The sequence below is a fragment of the Tigheibacillus halophilus genome (assembly GCF_042683165.1).
Taxonomy (GTDB): Bacteria; Bacillota; Bacilli; order Bacillales; family Amphibacillaceae; genus Tigheibacillus; species Tigheibacillus halophilus.
Map to the genome: position 1 here is coordinate 95166 of NZ_JBHUIZ010000003.1, position 23621 is coordinate 118786.

Annotated in this window: 22 protein-coding genes; 12 read left to right on the forward strand and 10 right to left on the reverse strand. The window is 41.5% G+C overall.

Annotated features, from left to right (window positions below):
• Positions 1-17 precede the first annotated feature (17 nt).
• From serA to ACFSMW_RS00995, 5 genes are all read right to left on the reverse strand, one after another.
• Positions 18-1604 (reverse strand): phosphoglycerate dehydrogenase, encoded by a 1587-nt coding sequence (serA, locus tag ACFSMW_RS00975; RefSeq protein ID WP_390352229.1) that lies wholly within the window; start codon positions 1602-1604, stop codon positions 18-20.
• Positions 1601-2767, reverse strand: coding sequence for a pyridoxal-phosphate-dependent aminotransferase family protein (locus ACFSMW_RS00980; protein WP_390352230.1), 1167 nt, complete (start codon positions 2765-2767; stop codon positions 1601-1603). Before ACFSMW_RS00980 ends, serA begins: the two co-directional genes overlap by 4 nt.
• 253 nt (positions 2768-3020) lie before the next feature.
• The gene (gene cydS, locus ACFSMW_RS00985; RefSeq protein ID WP_390352232.1) at positions 3021-3125 is read right to left on the reverse strand and encodes a cytochrome bd oxidase small subunit CydS family protein; all 105 of its coding nucleotides are present in this window, start codon (positions 3123-3125) and stop codon (positions 3021-3023) included.
• A 22-nt stretch (positions 3126-3147) separates the two neighbouring features.
• A complete protein-coding gene (locus tag ACFSMW_RS00990) occupies positions 3148-4164 on the reverse strand; it encodes a cytochrome d ubiquinol oxidase subunit II (RefSeq protein WP_390352234.1) in 1017 nt (338 codons plus the stop codon).
• Positions 4161-5507 carry a cytochrome ubiquinol oxidase subunit I gene (locus ACFSMW_RS00995; RefSeq protein ID WP_390352236.1) on the reverse strand — a complete coding sequence of 449 codons (1347 nt, stop codon included), beginning with the start codon at positions 5505-5507 and terminating at the stop codon, positions 4161-4163. The genes ACFSMW_RS00990 and ACFSMW_RS00995 overlap by 4 nt, the downstream gene beginning before the upstream one ends.
• A gap of 387 nt (positions 5508-5894) precedes the next feature.
• Between ACFSMW_RS00995 and ACFSMW_RS01000 the strand changes: the two genes are divergently transcribed.
• From ACFSMW_RS01000 to sspL, 3 genes are all read left to right on the forward strand, one after another.
• Complete coding sequence (locus ACFSMW_RS01000) at positions 5895-6188, forward strand: nucleoside hydrolase (RefSeq protein WP_390352237.1); 294 nt, start codon at positions 5895-5897, stop codon at positions 6186-6188.
• 370 nt (positions 6189-6558) lie between these two features.
• The gene (locus ACFSMW_RS01005; RefSeq protein ID WP_390352239.1) at positions 6559-8166 is read left to right on the forward strand and encodes a fatty acyl-CoA synthetase; all 1608 of its coding nucleotides are present in this window, start codon (positions 6559-6561) and stop codon (positions 8164-8166) included.
• A 65-nt stretch (positions 8167-8231) separates the two neighbouring features.
• Positions 8232-8372, forward strand: coding sequence for a small, acid-soluble spore protein L (gene sspL, locus ACFSMW_RS01010; protein WP_390352240.1), 141 nt, complete (start codon positions 8232-8234; stop codon positions 8370-8372).
• 121 nt (positions 8373-8493) lie between these two features.
• Here sspL and ACFSMW_RS01015 read toward each other — a convergent pair whose 3' ends face one another.
• Positions 8494-8784 carry a transposase gene (locus ACFSMW_RS01015; RefSeq protein WP_390352241.1) on the reverse strand — a complete coding sequence of 97 codons (291 nt, stop codon included), beginning with the start codon at positions 8782-8784 and terminating at the stop codon, positions 8494-8496.
• Between the two features lie 248 nt (positions 8785-9032).
• Positions 9033-9332 carry a DUF378 domain-containing protein gene (locus tag ACFSMW_RS01020; protein WP_390352242.1) on the reverse strand — a complete coding sequence of 100 codons (300 nt, stop codon included), beginning with the start codon at positions 9330-9332 and terminating at the stop codon, positions 9033-9035.
• Between the two features lie 414 nt (positions 9333-9746).
• Here ACFSMW_RS01020 and ACFSMW_RS01025 point away from each other — a divergent pair, with 414 nt between their 5' ends.
• The 8 genes from ACFSMW_RS01025 (at position 9747) to ACFSMW_RS01060 (ending at position 18498) form a co-directional block, all read left to right on the forward strand.
• Positions 9747-10718 carry an AEC family transporter gene (locus ACFSMW_RS01025; RefSeq protein WP_390352243.1) on the forward strand — a complete coding sequence of 324 codons (972 nt, stop codon included), beginning with the start codon at positions 9747-9749 and terminating at the stop codon, positions 10716-10718.
• 38 nt (positions 10719-10756) lie between these two features.
• Entirely contained in the window at positions 10757-11164 is a 408-nt protein-coding gene (locus ACFSMW_RS01030; RefSeq protein ID WP_390352245.1) for a YugN family protein, read from the forward strand.
• Between the two features lie 222 nt (positions 11165-11386).
• The gene (locus tag ACFSMW_RS01035; RefSeq protein WP_390352246.1) at positions 11387-11998 is read left to right on the forward strand and encodes a class I SAM-dependent methyltransferase; all 612 of its coding nucleotides are present in this window, start codon (positions 11387-11389) and stop codon (positions 11996-11998) included.
• A 133-nt stretch (positions 11999-12131) separates the two neighbouring features.
• Positions 12132-12539 carry a VOC family protein gene (locus ACFSMW_RS01040; protein WP_390352248.1) on the forward strand — a complete coding sequence of 136 codons (408 nt, stop codon included), beginning with the start codon at positions 12132-12134 and terminating at the stop codon, positions 12537-12539.
• Between the two features lie 98 nt (positions 12540-12637).
• On the forward strand, positions 12638-13237 hold the full coding sequence (locus tag ACFSMW_RS01045) for a lysophospholipid acyltransferase family protein (RefSeq protein WP_390352249.1): 600 nt from the start codon (positions 12638-12640) through the stop codon (positions 13235-13237).
• 741 nt (positions 13238-13978) lie between these two features.
• Positions 13979-14785: a cytochrome c oxidase assembly protein gene (locus ACFSMW_RS01050; RefSeq protein WP_390352250.1), complete on the forward strand. Its 807-nt coding sequence runs from the start codon at positions 13979-13981 to the stop codon at positions 14783-14785.
• Between the two features lie 249 nt (positions 14786-15034).
• Entirely contained in the window at positions 15035-17365 is a 2331-nt protein-coding gene (locus ACFSMW_RS01055) for a YhgE/Pip family protein (protein ID WP_390352251.1), read from the forward strand.
• 176 nt (positions 17366-17541) lie between these two features.
• Entirely contained in the window at positions 17542-18498 is a 957-nt protein-coding gene (locus ACFSMW_RS01060; RefSeq protein ID WP_390352253.1) for an alpha/beta hydrolase, read from the forward strand.
• Positions 18499-18667: 169 nt separating this feature from the next.
• On the opposite strand, the gene ACFSMW_RS01065 is transcribed toward ACFSMW_RS01060, so the two are convergent.
• From ACFSMW_RS01065 to dat, 3 genes are all read right to left on the reverse strand, one after another.
• A complete protein-coding gene (locus tag ACFSMW_RS01065) occupies positions 18668-19225 on the reverse strand; it encodes a YdcF family protein (protein WP_390353869.1) in 558 nt (185 codons plus the stop codon).
• A gap of 124 nt (positions 19226-19349) precedes the next feature.
• Positions 19350-21350, reverse strand: coding sequence for a S9 family peptidase (locus tag ACFSMW_RS01070; RefSeq protein ID WP_390352254.1), 2001 nt, complete (start codon positions 21348-21350; stop codon positions 19350-19352).
• A gap of 188 nt (positions 21351-21538) precedes the next feature.
• Entirely contained in the window at positions 21539-22408 is an 870-nt protein-coding gene (dat, locus tag ACFSMW_RS01075) for a D-amino-acid transaminase (RefSeq protein WP_390352256.1), read from the reverse strand.
• Positions 22409-22655: 247 nt separating this feature from the next.
• On the opposite strand from dat, the gene ACFSMW_RS01080 reads away from it, so the two are divergent.
• A complete protein-coding gene (locus ACFSMW_RS01080; protein ID WP_390352258.1) occupies positions 22656-23345 on the forward strand; it encodes a Crp/Fnr family transcriptional regulator in 690 nt (229 codons plus the stop codon).
• Positions 23346-23621: the final 276 nt, after the last annotated feature.

Genomic DNA, 23621 nt, shown 5'->3' on the forward strand with positions numbered 1-23621 from the left:
GTGTTCTCCTATTTTTATCAGAAATCAATTGTGCGCACGTCTTCTATTTCTGGAAGGGCTTTCAACGCGCTTATACTGTCAGGTTCCAGATGACGGTCTACTTTAAGCAGCATGATCGCTTTACCGCCCTCATCCCATCGGTCCACCTGCATCGTTGCGATATTGATATGATGCGTTCCAAGTAAATTCCCCATTTTTCCGATAACGCCGGGCTGGTCACGATGGTGGATCAACACGATGTGACCAGTCGGCGTCACATCAACGTGGAATTGATCAACATGGACAATTCTTGGGCCAAGTCCATTCAGCAGCGTTCCTGCTGCAGTAACAGTACGCTTTCCAGTCACAATATCAATTCGCAGCAGGTTTGTGAACCCTTTGGTAGTTTTCGTTTTATTTTCATGCACTGTGATCCCCTTTTTTTCCGCCAGGTACATCGCATTCACTTCATTGACATGATCGCCAAGATGCCGCTTCAATAGACCTTTGATTGCTATCCTGCTTAATGGGGTGACCTCATATTCCGAAACATCACCGGCATAATTCAAAACAATTTCTTCAATAGCTTCATCAGACTGATAAGAAACAAACTCCCCAAGCTTTTCCGCCAATAAGAAATAAGGTTTTACTTTACCCATATGTTCATTTGAAATAGCAGGTATATTAACAGGGTTTGCGGCAGCAGATCCTTGCAGATAGCACGCAATATCCTGGCTGACATCAATTGCCACATTTTCCTGTGCCTCTACTGTCGAAGCTCCTAAATGGGGTGTAGCAATCACTTCAGGAAGAGTCAAGAGTTTGTTCTCAAGGGCTGGTTCATTTTCAAAGACATCAAGTGCCGCACCGGCAACTTTTCCAGAGACAATTGCATCGTAAAGTGCTTCCTCGTCAATAATACCGCCACGAGCACAATTGACTATTTGCACATTATCCTTCATTAATTTAAAGGCCTCTGCGTTGATCAGATGTCTGGTATTTTTCAGCAATGGTGTATGTACCGTAATAAAGTCAGCTGCCTTTAAAACTTCTTCCAGGCTGCCATAGCCAATGCCGATTTTTTCAGCTTTTTCCTCTGTTAAAAACGGATCAAAGGCGATCACTTGCATTCGCTGGCCTTTCGCCCGAAAAGCGACTTCTGTCCCGATACGGCCCAGCCCTACAATCCCCAGTGTCTTACCTTTAAGCTCAGTCCCAAGGAACTTTTTTCGATTCCATTCATGCTGTTTAAGGGAATGGTAAGCCTGTGGAATGTTTCGTGATAGGGACATGATCATTGCCATGGTATGCTCAGCGGCGGAATTGGTATTGCCGTGTGGTGCATTAACAACGATAATGCCGCGCTGTGTTGCAGCTTGTAAATCAATGTTGTCCGTTCCGACTCCAGCTCGGCCGATAATTTTCAACCGATCCGCTTTTTCAAGTAGTTCCGCAGTGACTGATGTTTGGCTTCGTACAATCAATGCATCGTATGTTGGAATTTCAGCAAGCAACGCTTCCGGTGAAAGTTCTGTTTGGACCGACACGTTTATGTCGGAGTGTTCGCGAAGTGGCTTAAGTCCCTCTTCACTTAATGGATCAGCAACTAATATATGAAACATCATCCACGATCCTCCTTACGGCTTAAAAAATGAAAGTATTCTTTTTCTGCTTCTTTTGTTCCGACCCCGAACGTATCTGCACCTGTTAGTTTGGAAAGCCCCATTTCAAGTAAACTGATGCAAAGCAGCACATCGTTTGGAGAACAATATCCCATATGGCCAATACGGATAATTTCATCGGCCAGATGTGCTTGCCCGCCAGCAACATTGAGGTTGAAACTGCTTTTCAACATCATTTTTAACTGCTTGGCGGAAAAATGGTCGGGTTTGATGGCTGTTACGGTAGGAGATGCGATATCATCTGCGGCAAGCAAAGGCAATCCCAACGCTTTACAAGCTTTACGTGTCATGTTCATCATCAATTGATGGCGATCATAGATTTCCGAGAGCCCCTCCTGGTCTATCAATTGCACTGCTTGTTTCAGACCATAAAGTAAAGAAACTGGGGGCGTATACGGCGTAGAATCCCCCTCTAATGATTTCCTGTATTTCCGCAAGTCGAAGTAGAAACGTCTTTGCGAGTTGTCTTGAATCTGTTTCCACGCTCGCTCGCTCACAGCTATAAAAGCCAGCCCAGGGGGAAGCATCAATGCTTTTTGTGAGCCGGTGACTAACATGTCGATACCCCAATCATCCATATGGCTGGCAGTTCCGCCTACAGAAGAAACCCCATCTACCACCACGTAAGCGTTGGAATACTCGCGGACAACTGCAGCTAATTCTTTGATAGGATTGAGCACTCCTGTCGAGGTTTCACAAAAGGTCAGGAACACTGCCTGAATGGTTGGGTGATCCAGAAGGAAGGACTTTAAATCATCAGGATTCGCAGCGGTTCCCCATGTCACATTCATGTGATGGGTTTTCAAATCATGCGCCTCACAAATGGATGCAAATCTGTCGCCAAAAGCTCCAGTGACTGCAACGAGTACTTCATCGCCAGCATTGGCGATATTTACTGCTGCGCTCTCTAAACCACCGGTGCCGCTGCCTGCAAGAACGATTACCTCTTGCTTTGTTCCAAAAATCGGTCGGAGAAGCGGTTGAATCGTATGGATGAGTTCTTTGGTTTCTTGATCTCTATGTCCAACCATTGCTTGATTCATTGCCTGCTGAACGCTTGGCGGAATAGGAGTAGGACCTGGTATTCTTAATTGTTGAGAAAACATGCGTAATCACCTTCCTGAGTAGAAAAATCAATTTGAATTATCTAAAATGTTAATGAATAAAGGATAGCAGATACGAAAATGTTGTCAATAAAAAAATACGCTTTTACATGTAGAAAAAAAGATTCAGTGGGAATGATCATTCCCACTGAATCTCAGCTGAGCATATAACAAATGATGAGTTAGCTATACCGAACTTTTCAAATTGGGCTGTTTTCTACGTTTCAACAATGTTCCGTTGTTACATCCATACCAATCATTCTTTTTCTGAATGTTTATCATGCAGGGCTGCCCAAAAAGCCACTGCCATGGACAGAATCAAAACGATGAACGGAGCTCCAAAAACCATGAAGTCAGTCATAAAATCACCTCGTTAGAAGTACTTATTTGCTATTTCCACGCACGTAATCTTTATCAAAGAGAAAGAGGCGCAGCAACAAGTAAAGGGATGGGAGCAGCAATGCCAATCCAGCTATGAATGCGATCACCAGTCCTATCGCCATTGCTTCGTTTGTGAAACTGTCATATAGTGTCAGCTGTGGATATAAAAGATATGGGTAATGGGAAATGCCATAGCCATAGAAAGCAAATCCAAACTGAGCAATCATCAGGATAACCGCAAATCCAAGATGCTTTCCCATCCACAGAAGCCAGATTGTCCCAATAAAGAACACCAGCGATAATGCGAACATCCACCATAAATTGAGAATTCGTTCAAAATGTGCAGGATTGTGAAATTGCAATTCATACATAATCCCGCCAGCAGTAATGATGGTCGGCAATGCCCAAATTAATGCATATTTGCGCATAAGCTCCATCGCTGGAGCATCATTTGCTTTACCAGCATACCAGGTCAGAAATACTGCTGAGATAAATAATAACGCAGTGATACTCAATACAACAATGCTCCATGTGAGCGGACTAGTGAAAAGAGTCCAGTAATCGAGTACGGGAGCATTATTCACCATAGAAATAAATCCACCTTCTGAAATAGTGAGTACGATCGACAGTGCGGCTGGAAGCAGCAGACCGGCGGCACCGTACATAAAGGCGTACCCTTTATGCGGTTTGTGGCCGTATGTTTCAAATGCATAATAGGCACCACGGATAGCTAACAAAATGATCGCGATGCTGACCGGAACCAATAATGTCGTGCCATAGTAAAATGCGGTTTTTGGAAAAAAACCAACAATCCCGACGAAGAAAAATACAAGAAAAACATTGGTTACTTCCCATACAGGCGACAGATAACGCTGGATGACAGCAGAAATGATATGCTGCTTGCTCGTAAGTTCACTGTAAGCATTGAAAAAACCGGCTCCGAAATCGATGGACGCGATAATCAAATAGCCAAATAAGAATGTCCAAAGTACCAAAATCCCAAGTATTTCCATATTCATGATCTTTCACCGCCTTTTGCAGATGCTCGGTCAGCAAGTTCACGTTCAATAGGGTTATTGCGGAACATTCGGATCAAGACAACAATGGAGCCGATCCCTAGAATAAGGTAGAGCAAACAGAACAATAGCAGCATCAAATCCACTTGATTGCTCGTGGTGGCCCCTTCAGATGTTCGCATGATGCCCCGAAGAATCCAAGGCTGTCTGCCTACTTCCGCAAGCCACCAGCCTGCTTCCATCGCAATAACGGTCAACGGCCCGCCAGCTACCAGCAGCCAACGAAAGATTTTTGATTTTATAAAGGACCAATTCATTTTCAACCCTAACCAATACAGGAAGGAAATCAAAATCATCAACGTTCCGATTGATACCATGGTATCGAATAAATAATGAATGTACAGCGGCGGAGTATCCTCTTTTTTATACTGATCCAATCCGATCACTTCCGCGCTCGGAGAATCACCTGCTAAAATGCTCAAAGCGAAGGGGATTTTCAGTGCATATTTCACCTCGTCACCGTCTCTTACTCCAAAAACAACCAAGGGTGCTTTTGTACCGGTTTCCATATGCCATTCTGCGGCAGCAAGTTTCTCAGGCTGATACTTCGCAAGATATTTCCCGGAAAAATCTCCAATCAGTAAAGAAGCTATCGAGAAAATCAAACCGACTTTTACCGTTAGAGCCAGCGCTTTTTTGTGGTATATATGGTTGGAGCCACGCAATAAACGGTATGCTGCTATGGATGCCAACACAAAAGCACTCATCATGAAGGCTGTTGCTACAACATGTGATACTTTAGTCGGCATGGCCGGGTTAAACATTGCTTTTATCGGATTGACATCGACCAATTCACCATTTGCAATCCTAAAGCCTTGTGGAGCATTCATAAACGCATTGACAATGGTAATGAATACCGCTGAGAAAGATGCCCCAAGCGCAACGGGAATCAGTAGAAGAAAATGCTTCTTCTGATTGTCAAAACGATCCCACGTATATAAGTAAATACCGAGAAAGATGGCTTCAAAGAAAAAGGCGAAGGTCTCCATGAATAGCGGCAAAGCGATCACATTTCCTGCAAGCTCCATGAAATTTGGCCACAGGAGGGAAAGCTGCAGTCCGATTGCGGTCCCTGTCACAACACCAACTGCTACAGTTACAACAAACCCGCGTGTCCATCTTCGCGCAAGCAGAATATAATGTTCATCATTCTTTTTAATGCCCACCCATTGTGCAATCATAATCATGAGTGGCACCCCTACACCCAATGTGGCGTAAATAATATGAAATGACAGTGTTAATTCGGTAAGCATGCGGCTGAAAAACACTGCTTTATCATTTATCAATTTCTTGACACTCCTTCATTAATGGAATAATTTCCCGATTATTGACAAAAGCATAATGCCGGCAACGATAAAAGAAAGCCACATCAACTTTCTTTCCTGTTTTTTATACATCCGTATCATTCCTTTCCATTAAAACAGACAATGATGTGCAATCTGCAAATGTTGGAAATGCATCATTCTATATGTTTCCCTTTCAAGTGTAAGACAAACCTGGATATTATCAGGACTGTTGAAACGCAGGATGATACAATAAAAAGTTAGCAAAAATGAACATCTATGCTGATGCAGAAGCAGCAAGAATCGTGTTGCATTCTGGGATATCAATCAAGTTGGTCAGTCTTGATGTTTACAATGAGAACATTTCTGACCAAGGATGGGATAGAATGGTTGAAGGGAACGAAATACTATAATTTCATCTTCCAAAGTACAAACCAATACCGCGAATACAGTAAACTGCATTATGGGAGAGATGGCTGTGCACTGCATGATCCATTAACGTGTGACCCTACACTTGTGAAAACTGCCAGATATTATGTTGATGTCGAGACGAAAAGTGATCTGAGCTACGGGCAGACGATTTGTGATTTCCGTAATAATTGGCAAAAACCGAGTGTTGAAATATGTTTAGACGTTGAAAACGAACGATTTATTAATTCATTCATTGATACATTACAAAAATAATTCACGTCGCGATTTGGGGATTTGGCAGGTCGCCCTTTTAAAATGATTGTTTGCGATGACGGACAGATAGCGTCTGTCATCGCAAACAACTAAGATGCGACCGAACGAATTATTTGACAAAAAATCACTCTATGGAAAGATTCATCATTTTAAATAAGATCTTCTTCCCTTCCAAAAATAAATGTCCCTACTTATTGCTGGTATGTGTAGCATTTTTTTCAGGCTTTTATTCTTCGAATCAGATGAAAAACGTATAAATATGGTCTGTGTACAGTCTTTATTTCATAAAATAACGTGACGTACATCGGCAGCAAAAAAATCCACTTCTTTTTAAAAATGGATTTTTTGCAGTAAATTGGGGAGGGATTAGATGACGGTTGAAAAAAAACCGAGGGACGAGCTTGGACAGATGATCAAAGAGATACAGCGGAATACGCTTGGTGATATTCTGACAAGAACACGGGCGAAATTCGGCAACAAGGTTGCAATGACTTATAAACATGACCAGTTGACTTACGCGGAATTGGATGGTCTTGTGAACAAAACGGCAAGGGGATTTTTGGGAGACGGCTTAAAAAAAGGCGATATGATTGCAGTGATGTCAAAAAACAATCTGGACTTTGTCGTCGTTAACTTCGCGCTGGCACGAATCGGTGCAGTAATGGTGCCGATCAATTACATGCTGGCAGCCGAGGAGGCTGCCTATATTTTAGAGCATGCACAAGTTTGTGGTTACCTGGCAGAAAAAGAATTTATTCCGATAATGGAAGAAGCATCGAACCGAAAAGGACTGAAAAGCTGTTATATTTTGGATGCAGACCAGGATGAAGTTGGCCGATTACATTGGAGGTGCTTGAAGAATGTACAAGCAGGTCAATTAGAGGAACAGATTATTGCAGATGTTTCCGATGAAGACCTTGTACATGTACTTTATACAAGCGGAACAGAATCTAAGCCAAAAGGTGTGATGTTAAGTCACAGAAGTATCATTAGTGAATACGTGAGCTGCATTGTGGATGGAGATATGCGCAGCGATGACATTGTCCTTCATGCACTGCCCTTTTATCATAGCGCCCAGCTTCATGTTTTTCTAGGCCCTAGCATCTATCTTGGAGCAAGCGGTGTCATTGTGGATGCGGCAAAACCGGATGTGATGCTAGAGATGATCGAAGCCAAAAAGGTGACCCAGGTATTCTGCCCGCCAACAGTCTGGATCGCCTTGCTGCGACATCCTGATTTTTCACGACGAGATTTATCATCTCTCAAGAAATGTTACTATGGAGCTGCCACTATGCCGCGGGAGATTCTCAAAGAACTTGCCGAACGACTTCCCAATGCTCACTTTTACAATTTTTACGGACAGACAGAAGTGGCACCGCTGGCAACAACATTACAACCGGAAGATCAGCTCAGTAAACTTGGATCAGCGGGAAAACCGGCTTTGAATATACAGACGAGGATTGTAAATGATGAGGGGCAGGAAGTGTGTCGCGGCGTAGTTGGAGAGATCGTCCATCGCAGTCCGCACGCAATGGATGGATATCTGTATGACCCGAAAAAAACGGCGGAAGCATTCCGCGGAGGCTGGTTCCACAGTGGTGATTTGGGAGTGATGGATGAAGATGGCTACATCACCATAGTCGATCGTAAAAAAGATATGATCAACACAGGCGGAGAAAATGTCTCCAGCCGGGAAGTGGAGGAAGCGATTTACGAGCTTGCCGGCGTATCGGAGGTTGCGGTTATCGGTATGGATGATGCGTATTGGATTGAGGCGATAGTGGCAGTAGTTGTACCGAAAGAGGAAAGCGGACTAACTTCTGAAGCAGTTATCGCTTATTGCAAAGAGAAACTGGCAAAATTTAAGATCCCAAAACGAGTGGTATTGACGAAACAACTCCCGAAAAATCCGAGTGGGAAAGTTTTGAAACGTACACTGAGGGAGCAATATAGTGGTAAACGTATGGAAAAAGGATAATTGCAGTCAATCCATATGCATAATTGAGTATTCATTTTCTGATACTATTTTCAGGAGGTGTTGACATGCCGGAAAAAAATGATATTTGGAGTAAAAAACAAAGTCAGTCAAGTGTAACTCCACAGGGATTATCGGAAGAAGAAACATCCCAAAGGCCACAGTCGCAGCTGGAACAACGTGCAAAAAAGAAAAATACAAAGCTGTAGTATCAACGAATACCAGTGACCTCGCTGGTATTTTTGCTTGCATTCTTAATATAATCCACAAAGGAGAATTGAATCGGGAGGGAGTTTGTTTATCTGAAACAAGGAGGCTTGCATGACATTTTTATGATTCATCTACTCCGATGAGAAGACCCCGGTAAAGTATGTATACACCTGTATAAGCACCGGTAATCAGGAAGGCGGGATTTAAAAATAGCCCATGAATAGTAGTCATAAACACAGTTTTTTCCTGAATGATTTGATAAATGGACAGGGAAGCGATATTACCGAAGACTAATAGGGACAAAAGTGCACCTGTATTAAAAAGCAGTCGCATTTTTGGCCAATGATTTTGTATATAAAACATCATTAGGGGCAGGAGGGCACTCATGGCAACGAAAGCAAATTCCATCATATATCACCGCTTAGCCTTTCTTTAGCTTCCAATGCAAAACTGTTAAACCACTCATTCACCGGGTTTGAGGCTTCTGATTCTGAATGTATATTTCGCGTCGATGTCTAACCTTTAGATTCTGAAACTTTAAGTATACAAAGCGTGTGAATCAAAGCTTTAGAGAGGAAAGGGAGTGTCTGGAAAACGTGACTGGCTTAGAAGCTTTTTACAACTTCTTAGACAGCCACGTTTAGTTAGAATTGTTCCGCTCAATCTCTTTTATCTTTGTCATCTTCTGAAAAATTTGTTTCTTCTCCAAACTCCGTACCGTAATTAACTCTGCCAGCTCGGATAGTGTCATCCCTATCATCGTCTTCTAGCGGTGCAAACAACATTCCTAGACAAAACAGGCCGCCGATTCCAACAAGCGTATATACAACTCTTGAAAGTGTAGCACCTTGGCCTCCGAATAAAGTGGCTACTAAATCGAATTGGAACAGACCTATTAGTCCCCAGTTAATCGCGCCGATGATGACGAGAGCTAGTAAGATTCTTTTTATAATCTCCATTCGTTTTAACCTCCAGTTTGATGGGAATTGAAGAATCTTCATGATTAAGATTCCATCTTATTTTTAACCGTTTCCATTTATTCATACTTGAAATCTGACATAATTTGTTGTAGGAGCAGAACAATATGAAAAAACTACGAAGAATTCAGGTGAAATGAAGATAGCCCAAGAATTCGAGCCCGTGAAATTTGAATTTGGGCGAATCTAAACGAAAAACATAATGGGAACGGTATGGGATGTATAAATATGTCTATCAGGATGAACAACAGATAGTGATCAAAGATGCGCCAGGCGGCTAAGTACATCGTTTCTTTCCTGAAGCTAAAACAGAAAATTCCACTTGACGCATAAATGCAGTACCTTCTTTCCTGCTGGTTCATACATTAAAAGCATGAAGGAAGGAGGCGCAGGTCATTGTTGTCTACAAATGCATTCTTACAAGCGATGGTGCCGCTTTATATCATAAGTCTCGTCGGTTTGGTAAGCCGCAGAATGAAGATTCTTCCGCAACATGCCAACCAGGTTATCACCCAGCTCATGTTATACATCACATTGCCTGCATTGATTTTATTTTCATTGCATGCGAAACTGACCGTGGAATTGATGGCTGATTTTGCTTGGATGGTCACCATGTCCATCTTCATATTGAGTGTTTCCGTTTTTGCCGGTGCATGGCTGCGAAAGAAAGCGGCATTACCTTGGAAACAAAAAAGCGTCTATGAAAGCTTGATCATTTTTGGAAACCAAGGTTTTATCGGGTTTGCGGTCAGCTATATGTTAATCGCAGAACAAGGCATCATTTACTTAACACTTTTTAATATTTGTTATCTTATTTTGATTTGGACATATGGCATTTATCTTTTTACCAGAAATGAGCAATCTGTCAATTGGAGAGGCCTGTTCTTCAACCCTGGCATTTTATCAACCTTGATTGGCTTGGGAATGCTTTTTCTTCCATTTAGTTGGCCTGCCCCGATTTTGAATACATTCGAAAGTTTGGGGAAAGTGACCATCCCTTTATCGATGATATTGATAGGAAGCATGCTCGCTGATATCCAACGGGAAGATTTATGGAAATACAGTAAGAATGTCTACCTATGGATGGCGGCAGGCTGTAAGCTGCTCTTCCTCCCATTATTTTTGCTGATTTTCCTTCTTTTTCATGTTTCATACCCACTAATTATCATTGCGGTGATGACCTCTGCCATGCCCAGTGCTTCTACTACATCTGTTTATGCACAAAAATTTGGTGGAGACGCTGTTTTCGCTTCATTCGGCGTGATCCTGACAACGTTGCTGTGTACATTCACAATTCCACTTCTTTACAGTCTGCTTCATTGGCTTCGCCCCTTTTTTTATGATGGCGCTGTATTCATTTTCCAGTAATGTTAATACTATGGAAAATAGACATAAGGGGCGATAGGATGATACATTTGGAAACCGATATGGAAGGCAGGCAGATGAATTTCGGTCAAGCTCGTAAAGCACTAAAGATATATGGCTTCCATATGGGGGGTAATTGGGAGTATGATGGCGGGATGTTTGATGGAGTGATGCACAAAGAAAAGGGTGAAACTTTTTACATAAGACTTCCCTTTCAAGTGTTGCAGGGTGAATTGGATAGAAGTGACGCGTTGATTGAATTTCAGAAGCCTTATGTGATCAAGCATGTTGTACATGTAGGTCTTGATAAAGATGAAAATTCCTTGCTCGCAGCCACAGGCTTCAACCAATTTCAGGATCCACTCGATAAAGATGGTCATATCCGTGATAAAAGCAAATGGCAGGAATTTGGTGAAGAAGCGATTGGGGATATATTGGATAAGTTATGATGTGAACAGATAGACCAATCATTTGGGGAAGGAGCTTGCGCTTTTCTTATTCAACAGAATAGATAGACATAGATAAAAGAGCTTGGCATTTTTGCCGAGCTCTTTTTCTTGTCCAGTAGAAAATGCATCATGATCATATATCCCCATAAACGGGTATATAAAGAAAAATTGTATTTTATTAATCAGAATGAAAACTATCCTATGTAAATCGAGGTGAAGCTTGTGCTGGAGAAAGTAAAAAGGAATTTTAAGAAACCAGAAGGGCTACTGGGAAAACTCGCTGGCAAAATCATGGCTGCAGAAAATAAAGGGCTTAATGAATGGACGATTAGACACCTCCATATTTCTCCCGGTGACAAGGTACTGGAAGTAGGTTATGGTCCTGGCTATGGCATCGATTATCTGACAAAAAAGTATACTGATATTCAAGTAGACGGCATTGATGTCTCTAAAACAATGAAGAAGCAAGCTGCTCATCGGCTTGACAAGGAAATCGAGGCAGGAGAGGTCCGGTTATTGGTGGGAGATATTGCGGACACAGGTCTGCGGGAGAATCATTACCAAAAAGTGCTGGCAGTGAATAATTTCACCCTATGGCCAGATAAAGTAAATGGTCTTCAACGCATATTCAATGCTCTTGTTCCTCGTGGAGAAATTGCAATCACTATGCAGCCGAGGCAGGATGATGCGAAACGGCACAGAACGAGAACCTTTGCCAGGAAAATGAAACAGGATTTGAAAAAAAGTGGTTTTCGCCATATCAGATTATATTATAAAAAATTTTCTCCTGAAATGGCGGTATGTGCTACAGCAATAAAACCGAACAAAACATGATCATCCATCAACCCTTGTTGGGAGAGGTTTCCATACCCTCATTTCGTTTCCACTGCTATATTCATTGCATGATAGGAAGGAGTGATAGGTTTCTATCATTTTTCTGTATTGGATTTAACTTGGAAGCTGAGATATGCTGAAAACAATGGAGAAAGGCGTGATGATATTGACATTTCAGTTAGAAAAACTTGATCATGTACAATTAGCTATACCAGAAAGCGGGGAAGAAGAGGCAAGAAACTTTTATGGGAAAGTTTTGGGGTTTCAGGAGGTCGAAAAGCCTGAAACTTTGAAACGACGTGGCGGGGTTTGGTTTAAAAAAGAAGACCTGCAGTTGCATTGTGGCGTGGAGGAACCATTTACCCCTCAGAAGAAGGCCCACCCAGCCATCCGTATTAAAAATCTTGCAGCTTTGATAGTCCATTTGCGTAAAAAGAAAATAGCATTTCAACAGGACACATTGCTGCCGGGAGCAGATCGAATATATGTGTTTGATCCGTTTGGCAACCGGCTGGAATTTTTGGAATGGCAAAATAAGTAAGGGTTAGAAGGAACTGCTTTCCTAAATTAAGACAATATTAGTACCAGATACTAATTCCCTATGGTAAAATAAAAGAAAAAATCAAAGGGGAATATTTCATGTTATATAGTTTTGCTGCAAATGTAATAAAGGTCTTTCTGAGCCTGTTCGGCAGAATAAATATCAGTCATAAAGAACGGCTGCCAAAGAATGGAGGATACGTCATTGCCTGCACTCACACCGGCTGGGTTGACATTTTATGGCTTGGTGTAGCCACTATGCCAACCAAACTACATTTTATGGCTAAGAAAGAATTATTTGAAAATGGTTTTACGCGGTGGCTGTTGACAAACCTGAAAGCATTTCCGGTCAACAGAGAAAACCCGGGTCCGAGCGCGATAAAAATTCCCAAAAAGCTGCTTAAGGAAGGAAAAGTCATTGGCATTTTTCCTAGCGGAACCAGAACGCAAGAAGACGTTCCATTAAAAAGAGGTGCGGTAACCATTGCCATGACATCAGATGTTCCGTTGGTTCCTGCCGCGTATGTCGGCCCGAATAATTTTTCAGATTTGAAAAAAAGGCAAAAACCAATGATTATGTATGGCGAACCAATCATACCGGATCCAGAGATGTCTAAAAAAGAAAAAATGGCATATTTATCGAGTGAGCTGGAAAAACGGACCAATGCATTAAAAGAAGAACTGCAGATGAGCAAATGAACAAATTACTGATGACGTGATGCCAACAGCGTCATGGCAACTTTTCGCGAATGGAAAATGAAAATGGTTTGATAAATATGAAAATAAGATTGTATTAGATCTAGTCCTTTTGTATAATAAACACTGTGAGTCACTCGTAACCAAAAGAGGATCACAAGCGGTAACTTGTGATCCCGGACAGATACAGGCAAGGATACGGCGACTTCAGGTCCGGGAGTGAAATAGGTAATGCCTCCATTGCGTGTCAGTGGGGGTATTACTTGTTTTCACGGCTGTTTACGATTAACAAAACAAGTGTTGAAAAAGCGATCATCAATTCAATCGTCTTATCAATAGGAATCATTCGCTTGCCCCCTTTCATAGGGGAACGCAAAGCCGCCGTTTTGTCAACTCCACATCAGCTCAGTCCAATATATCCTTGTAAGGTACCTGTCTCTAATAGTATACTATATTTTATACAATAAATGGCAAAATTGTATGAAAATGGTATAAATTTCATAAAATGGAGAATAAAATAAGCGATTCAGGCATTGATCATATGATTGAATGCCTATTTTAGCTTCTTTATTGGCCGGTTCTTGAAGAACATTCGAAGGCGGATGAATAGATTTATAGTAATCTTCATCTTTCCTTTATTCATGGAAAGGCATCATAAAGTCATAAAATTGTCTTAAGGATATGGGGAATCACCGCTGCAGACGGTTTATAATAGCATTAGAAACAATCAAAAGGATGAGAAGTATGCTGGAGATTCTATTGGATAAATTTCATTTTTCATCATTATGGAATGGCGGTATCATGTTGTTTTCCTGCTTTCTTCTGATCATATACTTTTTTATGCTGCCAACTGAAAAAGGCCACGTTTTTTGGAAGAAGGTCTCTTTTGTAATTGGGACTATTGGGATGTTTCTTGCAATCGGAAGCCCATTGAATATCATAGCAAGAATTGCGTTCAGAGCTCATATCATGCAAATCGTTGTATTATTTCTCATTGTAGCGCCTCTATTGGTCTATGGCGCAAAACTGCAGCTGTTGTATAAAATGGGAGAACAGGCTTTAATAGGCAGTGTATTTCGTTTTGTATCCAGTCCAGTTTTTGTTATCATTTTGTTTTATTTATTGTTATATGCTTACCATGTGCCGATTATTTTCGACTTCGCCCGAATGGACATGTTTCTAAATTATTTTTATTTGTTGGCATTATTTATTGCTGCTATTTTGTTATGGATACCGCTCATTCATGGCAGGTTGTCTGTCAAAGAAAAACAGCGATATGCAGGTTTGCAGGCCTTATTGATGCTTCCACTCGGCATATGGCTGCTGTTCTCTGACAGCAGCTTATTTACGACCTATACTGATTTGAGTTACTTTTCTCAGTCTCTGGAGCTGTGTCTGCCAGCTGGAGAAACACTTCCATCTGAATATATTGTACAATTATTGCCTTTTTCTCCAATATATGAACAGCATATGGGTGGAGGGATTTGGTTAGGAAGTGAGTTGTTGGTTTTTTCACTTGTTGGTATTTCTTTTTTTGCGAAGAAGAACTGAACTATATTATCGTTTTCAGCTCCGGCCAAAGACCGGGGCTGTTTTTGCGGGATAAAGTCACCAGAGAGGGAAGAATATAAAAGGAACACTGATTTTTAGATGCCTATGGCTGCAATAAAGACAGCGTTTGCAAGCGTATCATAAGTTTTTTCGGGTATGGTTTAATATGGAAGTTTGCATGTTTTACTGCTATAATTTATATTTGAATATAAAATGAATGACCATTCATTCGAGCAAGGAAGGTAAAAAATGAAAAACAGCTGGCATATATATACGACTGATATCAAAAAAGTAACCACAAACTGGGTAGCGGCCATCATCATTGGCGGATTGATTCTTTTACCGTCGCTGTATGCGTGGTTCAATATTAAAGCATCCTGGGACCCATATGGCCAGACTGATCAGATACCAGTGGGCATAGTCAATGAAGACCAGGGTTCCTCAGTCCGGGGCGAGAAAGTCCATGCTGGCAATGAGCTGGTAAAAACGTTAAAAAAGAATGATTCTTTTGATTGGAAATTCACAACTCGTAAAAAAGCGATGGATAAGGTAGAGTTTGGAGACTATTATGCTGTTATCGTCATCCCGAAAAATTTCTCAGATAAGCTATCCACTGTCATCAACGATAAACCACAAAAAGCAACAGTGGAATATTACGTGAATGAGAAAATCAATGCAATCGCACCTAAAATCACGAGTAAGGGCGCGAGTGTCATTGTGGACCAGATCAGCAGCAGCTTCATTTCTACGGTGAACGGTACGATTTTTGATATTTTCAACAAGCTGGGTATCGAATTGCAGGAAAAACTGCCTGATATAGAGAAATTTGAAGACTATATTTTTACTGTAGAGAAAAAACTGCCGGACATCAAGAAAACACTTGATAGCACATACAGTGATGCCAAGGACGCCGACAAAATCATAGCGAAGGCACAAGGAATGATTCCAGACGCCAAGCAAGGCGTGCAGCAAGGCTTGGATACGATTGATAATACTACGAAATTCCTTGACGATGCACAAAAAAGATTGGATGATATGGCGCCAAAAGTAAAAAAAGATTTGGCAACGGTGCAACAGGTATCAAGTGATGTCAGCAAATTCATTCATGAGGTGCAATCCCTTGACATCAATTGGGATAAGGGCGACAAACTGAGTGATGATATTGATACAAAGATTACAGAGAGTATCGGAAAAATCGATAAAGTCGAATCTGCTTTGAAGCAGCTGCAAAAGCAAAACAATGCTGACCAATCGCCAGGGGTTTCAGCTGTCAAAGAAAATGTGAAAAAACGGCTTGATCAGCTGGCAGGAGAATTACAAGAAAAAAATCCGGAAAGTTTAGATGCTATCGATCAGGCAATGGCTGATTTGCAGCAGGAAATGGATAAGTTAAATAATGAGGGAGACTCAAGTGAAAATCGTCAACAGAAAATCGAAAATGCCTTGGGCCAATTAGAAGTGTTAAAACAGGCATTACAGGAAGTTCAGCAAAATTCCGGGGATATCAAAGAATTTATAAAAGATAAGAAAGGACAGGTAAATGACGATCTTACCAACATTAAAGGTGTAGCGGATAATACGAATAATCGTATTGGGGATTTTGTCAATGAGTTCAATCAAAATATTGAGCCAACCCTTCGTAAGGAAGTTTCCAGCGCTAAACAGACATTGAACAAGGCACGAGGGATGCTAGTCGAGGTGCAGGATACGATTCCTGAAGTTGAAAGGCTGCTTGGGAGTACGAAGAAAAACCTTGGTGATGGTCAAGACATACTGAAATATACACTTAACCAATATCCTTATGTGCATAGCAAAATCACTGAGCTTGCCGATAAGATCAGGGATATACAAAAAGAAACAGATCTTAATGATATTATCCAGCTGCTGGAAAATGACCCCGCAGCTGAAAAAAGCTTTTTTCAGCAGCCGGTAAAACTGAGCGAGAATAAATTATTTCCGATTGCCAACTATGGTACAGGGATGACACCTTTCTATACTGTGCTTGCTATCTGGGTCGGAGCACTGCTTCTCATATCATTACTCGCGACAGATGTCCATGATAGGGAAACGGCATATAAGACACATGAGGTTTATTTTGGTCGTTTGTTCACATTCATAACAATCGGTTTATTGCAGACAATAGTTGTACTTCTTGGGGACATTTTCATTGTTGGAGTGGATGTGCGGGAAATAGGATGGTTCATTTTATTTGGCGTTATTACCAGCCTCATTTTCATCACAATCGTTTATACGCTTGTTTCCTTATTCGGGGATACAGGAAAAGCAGTTGCTATCATATTCCTGGTTCTGCAAATTGCAGGGGCTGGCGGAACATACCCAGTGGCGTTACTGCCGCATTTCTTTCAGGTGATTAACCCATTCCTGCCTTTTACACATGCAATTGGATTGATGCGTGAAGCAGTAGGTGGCATTGTCTGGGCACGCGTGTACCATGATTTGTTATTCCTGGTTGGAACAGGAATCATATTCCTGCTTTTGGGAGGATTTTTGAAAGCTCCATTAAATAAACAGACGGATAAAATGACAAAAAAATCTAGAGAATCAGGCGTGTTTCACTAAACAAGAGGGAGCATCAGTGGTGTGCTCCTTCTTGTTTTTGGCCAGAAAGAAATTGATCGGGGTGAATGAGTAAGGCGGCAGCATTTTCGAACTAATATCAGATTGCTACAACCAAGCACTTTTTGCGATATAATAGGGAAGTGAAATATTTATCATTTTAAAGGGGAAATCCTGAAATGAAACATAAAAAAGCTTGGATGATCACCGCAGGAATTATTGTGGTTCTCTTGGTTATAGAAATTGCTGCAAGTATTTTCTTTTATGATCTGGCCATCAAGCGTGGACCAAAAGACTTTTTGAATGACAATGAAGATCTGGAGGTTTCCGATAAAGCGATGGATGAATTTTTGCAAGGTGACTGGATTGCCTGGGTCAACAAGCAAAATTTTAAAGAAATGACACTCACTTCACGGGATGGCTTGAAACTCAAAGGTTATTATCTTCCTGCGAAAAAGCCGACTAATAAAGTAGTCATGCTTGAGCATGGTTATCTCGGGCACGCCAAGCAAATGGGGCTTTATGGCAAATATTATTACGAAAAGCTTGGCTATAATGTATTCATGGCAGATGCCCGCGGGCATGGAGAAAGTGGGGGAGAATATTATGGGTTTGGCTGGCAGGATCGGCTCGATTTGATTGACTGGACAAATTTGTTAGCTAAAAAACTTGGACCGGGGTCAGAAATCGTCTACCATGGGCTTTCCATGGGGGCGGCAACTGTTTTAATGGCAAGCGGTGAAAAGCTTCCAAAGCAGGTTAGAGCAATTGTAGCAGACAGTCCATATAATAGTGTATATGATCTGTTTGCTTACCAGATGAAACGGATGTACCATCTTCCAGCTTTTCCTATTTTGGACGGTACCAGTATCGTTACAAAAATCAGGGCTGGTTATTCGTTGAAAGAGGGGTCGGCACTGCATCAGGTCGAAAAAGCTGATGTCCCGATACTATATATCACTGGAAATGCTGATACATTTGTACCGACTAATATGACACATGATCTCTATGAGCATACTAATAGTCCCGCAAGAATTTTGACTGTCAATGGGGCCAACCATGGTGAATCATTTGTACTGGCAAAGAAAAAGTATCTTGCCACCTTAAGTAGCTTTCTTCATGAATACGTCCAATAGCATAGGAAGAATCAACCACCCTCCGTGACGCGGAGGGTGGTTTCATTTGTCTGATGAAAATGCAACGAAGCCATTTCTGTTGGAGGGGGTACGAAATCATCTGGTTTATGAATGGATGAAGCTGAAGCTTTGCGAAGAATTTGAGTGGGTGAGAAGATAAGGCAAATTTCTATTTTCCTGTAATAGTCATTTTCAGAATAGCTGCATATTCCCTGATATATAATTTCCATTTAACCGCTGTTGGCGTTTTGGCGGCTAATGGGTAAGCTTTGATGCCGATTTTATCTGCTTCACTGGTCGCGCGGAACAAGTGAAAGTCATTGCTGACAATGACAGCCTCCTTGATTGGGTAAAGCTGCTTGCTGAACAAAAGATTTTCACTTGTGCTGGTGGATTCTTTTTCCAGCAGTATTCTTTCTTCATCAATCCCGTGGTTAACCAAATAGGAAGCAATAGCCTGTGCTTCAGTAACATCTTCCCCCTTACCCATTCCTCCCGATGCGATTGCTTTGGAGGCTGGATTTTCCTGCAAATAACGAAGTGCGGCTGCAGCTCTATACAGCAGGCTTTTGGACATGACGGTCCCATTGACTTTTGCCCCCAAAATAAGTACGTAGCCGACCTGCTTTGGGGGCGGCTGTGATGCTGTCCGTTTCATTTGTATGTGTGCATAGACTGCAAACGAAATTCCTGTAACAGCAATTACCACTAATAGGATAAAGACCATTTTTTTCACCTGCCCGCTCCAATCCTTCTTGAAAATGGAAAGCTCTGCATTTCATTATAAATGAAAACTCCTTCAGCTGTGAATCAAAAATGCAGCATGAAGGTCCTTCATGCTGCAAAAAACTTTATAGATACTTTTCAAACCAGCGGCAAATGTGATGTAATCTTTCTAAACGCATTTTGGGTGCGCCGCTTCTGCTTAATTCGTGAGTAGCATTTGGAAAACGTACGAATTCCACTTGTTTTTTCAAATGTTTTAAAGTGACGTACAATTGTTCTCCTTGCTCAATCGGGCAGCGGAAATCGCGTTCGCCATGAAGGATGAGCAATGGTGTTTCAACCTTTTCGGCATATTTAAGTGGTGAGATATCCCACAGCTTTTTTGGATCGTCAAGCAAGTTCAATCCGTGCTCCCATTCGGTAAAGAAATAGCCAATATCGCTGACACCGTAAAAACTGAGCCAGTTACTGATAGAACGCTGTGTGACGGCAGCTTTAAAACGGTTCGTATGGCTCACAATCCAATTTGTCATGAATCCGCCGTAGCTTCCGCCCGTTACACCCAGACGCTCTGCATCAATGAAATCGAATGATTTCAAGGCGTGGTCAACAGCAGCCATTAAGTCTCTGTAATCTTTACCTCCATAGTCTTTCCTACAGGCATCGACAAATTTCTGCCCATATCCATAGCTTCCGCGTGGATTGACATACAAAACGACATACCCTTTTGCAGCAAGCAACTGCATTTCATGGAAGAAGGTACGCCCATACATGGCATGCGGGCCGCCATGGATTTCAAGGATAAATGGATATTTCTCACCGGAAGTGAAGCCGTATGGTTTTAAGAGCCAACCTTGGATTTCCCAGCCGTCTTCCGCCGTGAATGTCACTTCTTCCGGTTCAATAAGCTCCGTCTCTGCAAGAAAAGAGGCATTGGCATCTGTTAGTTGCGTGACTCTTCCATCTGCTGAAAGGAGATAAAAATTGACAGGTTCAGTCGGTTTGCTGATATGCAGAATGAAAGAATCATCATTTTCATTAAATGCAAATCCAGCTACATGATTATGATCTTTGAATAGTGTGCTGCGTGTATGATCCGTAGTTACACTATATAAAGCCGTTGCGCCTTCCTTTGAAGCAATGAAGAATAATTTATCAGCCTCTTTTGACCAGACAGGCCCTTTTTCGGAAGTTCCCATTTGAAAATCCCCAATCATGCTGTCCCCTAACTGCATGTCCCAGTCTTTACTTAAACAGATACGTTCATTGGTGGACAAATCAAAAATGAAAAGTTCATTTTGCGTTGCACCGGCAAATGGAAATTCATGCCCCAGGCAGGCAATTTTTTCTCCGTTTGGTGAGAAAGATCCTTGATAATAGGAACCATCTCCATTTGTCAGCTGTCGAATTTCTTTACTGTCAGTATTCACCATATATAAATCTGTAATCTGCTCATAGTCGCTCTCTTCATGCAAATTAGCGCAGAACAAAACGGACTTTCCATCTGGTGAAATATCCAGCAGATGATGGTCATTGTCAGAATCAGTCAGCTTCGTGAATGTTTTTTCCACAAGGTCGTACATGACGATATGGGTCCGTTTGTCATCTGTAAATCCGCTGCTGTCGGATTTATAGCGGAGTCGGGAGATAACTGATGGTTTTTTATTAATTTCTTCTTTTCGTGCTTTCTTCTCTTTGGAAGTCAGTTCCTTTTGCCTGTTCACATCATCGTCTATCGCCAATGAAGCTGAAAAAAATATGTAATTGCCGTCTTTGGACCACTGCGGGCTATGGGCACCGTGTGTAAAGGCAGTCAGTTGTCTTGCTTCTCCTCCTGCCACAGGCATGATCCAAATTTGCTGTGTGCCGCTGCGGTCAGATTGGAACACAATTTGTTTGCCGTCGGCAGACAGGCGCGGGTGGCGGTCCTTATGGTTACCGAACGTCCATTGTTTTGCTGTATCCTCCTCAAGATTATGTACAAATAGATGTGAAACGTATTCGTCCTTTTCTTTATCCATTGCGGTTTCTGTATAAAAATATGTATTTTTTCCGGGTACGAGCTGCGGATCACTATATCCGACGAGTCTCGTTAAATCATGGGCAGTTAGTGCACGCTTCGCCATTGTCATACCTCCATTTTGTAACGTTTATACAATTCTAAACTATTTCTTAATTCCGTTCAATGAGAAGTGCTTGGAATTCACCATAAGGACAACTTCTGTGCTACGGTATGATGTCCATGCAATGAAGCGATGAATCAGAAATCTGGCCCCATGAAAAAAGCACCTCTGCTATAGGAGGTGCTTGGGGTTTAGATTGTTAATTGTCGTTCGCTGATATTGGCGTCTTCGCGGTAGGCTTCTTGCAGTTTTCTGGTGAATTCCCCCGGTTTGCCATCTGCAATGGGACTGCCGTCCACAGTGACAACAGGCAGGATTTCGGATGTGCTGCTGGATAAGAAGATTTCATCAGCATCAAGGATGTCTGTCAATTTGAATGCTTCTTCTTCAAACGGCACTTGTAACTCAGCCGCAAATCGTTCAACAGCCATGCGTACACAGCCGTGCAAAATACGTTTTGTTGCAGGATGGGTATAAATATGTCCATTTTTTATAAGGTAAACGTTTGATGAGCTGCATTCAGTCACGATTCCTTCTTCGTGCAGAATTGCTTCATAGCATCCGTTTTCTTTAGCTTCCTGTTTTGCAAGTACGTTTGGCAGGAGATTCAGACTTTTTATATAACATTTTTTCCAACGTATGTCATCTTTGATAATGGCTGAAACACCATTCTCCAAGTTTGCCAGATTACGTGGCAAATCTTTGACATAAGCATATGCATTCGCTATTACACCGCCGGGAAAAACATGATCCCTTGGTGCAGAACCGCGAGTTGCCTGCAGATAAACAATACCATCTTTTTCCATGTTGTTTTGTGAAAGCAAATCCTGGAGCAGGTCTTTTAACTCTTCTTTAGAAAATGGCAGCTGCAATTTAATAGCCTCTGCTGAGCGAAATAGCCTATCTACATGTTCAGTGAACAGATAAAATTGCCCATCGTAAATGCGGATGACTTCATAGATGCCATCGCCAAATTGCAATCCTCGTTCTTCAAATGGATAGGTAAGATTATCTTGATGCGTGAATCGGTTTTGTGATAGTACAATAGGGTAAATTCCCATACTTTATCCCCTTCCGGAAAATCGGCTGTTTAAAAATCACATTCTATTCTAGTATGAACAAGACAGTTTGTAAATACAGAAGATAACTATATTCGGGGCCAACAACGCTTCATAAATTGATATAATATTTTATGTCCTGTACAAGAGAAGATTGCCTGTCCACTCCTTTTTTGGGGATTTTAGTTAAAACATGTTTTTCTTTTGGTACATTGTTGTATAATTAAGACAAAAGGCGGAGGTGAAAGAAGTGACTGCCATTTTGGAACGGCTTCGTAAAAATGATCGTGCTGCAATCTTTAGCAGATGTAAACAGAAAGAGCTAAAAAAAGGGGAAATCATTTTTAATGAGGGATCCGATGCAGAATCTCTCTACTTTATACTAAAAGGAGAAATCCGTATATTTAAGAATATTGGTTTGGATAAAGAAATCACCATATTCACACGGACAAAAAATGATGCTTTCGGAGAAATAGGTATTTTCAGTGGAACAAGATACTCCAACACCGCTGTTGCAGCAAAAAGCAGCCAGGTCCAGTGTATTGATAAACATACCATGGAAAATATCATTGCACAAAATGGAGAAATCGGGCTGCATTTCACACGCTGGGTAGCAGAATCACTTGAAGCCAGCAAGGCAAAAATGCGGGATTATATCGCCTTTGGATCAGAAGGAGCAGTTGCTTCTGTCTTTATTCGTTTCAGTAATATGTATGGCATAGTCACTCCCCGAGGAATTCGAATTAAGCAACAGATACGATTGAGCGATGTCAGCAAACACCTTGGTATATCAAGAGAAACGGTCAGCAGAATCGTGAATAAATGGAAAGAGGACGGCATTATCCAAAGCGAGAATAAATTTTTTTTGATAGCAAATATAGCATATTTGCAGAATTTGCTTGCATGCAATCACTGTGCGCTTGAAAATTGCACTTTATAAGCGGTAGCAGATGAGTTAACAGTTTATCTGAAATTTTTTTGGTTTGGCTTGTCATTTCTTAAGCGTTTTGCTATAATTAATTTTGTCATTTTTTGACGAAAACTTTCCGAATATTGATAGGCTTGCAGAAATGCGGGTGTAGTTTAATGGTAAAACTCCAGCCACGAGCATGTCCTCTGCCGGGTAAGCTGCGAGTTGCCCCGAAGCATGTTCATCTTTGAATACGCGGGAAGATGCAGGGGCATGACAATAGCGTCCATAAAATAAAATATTGCT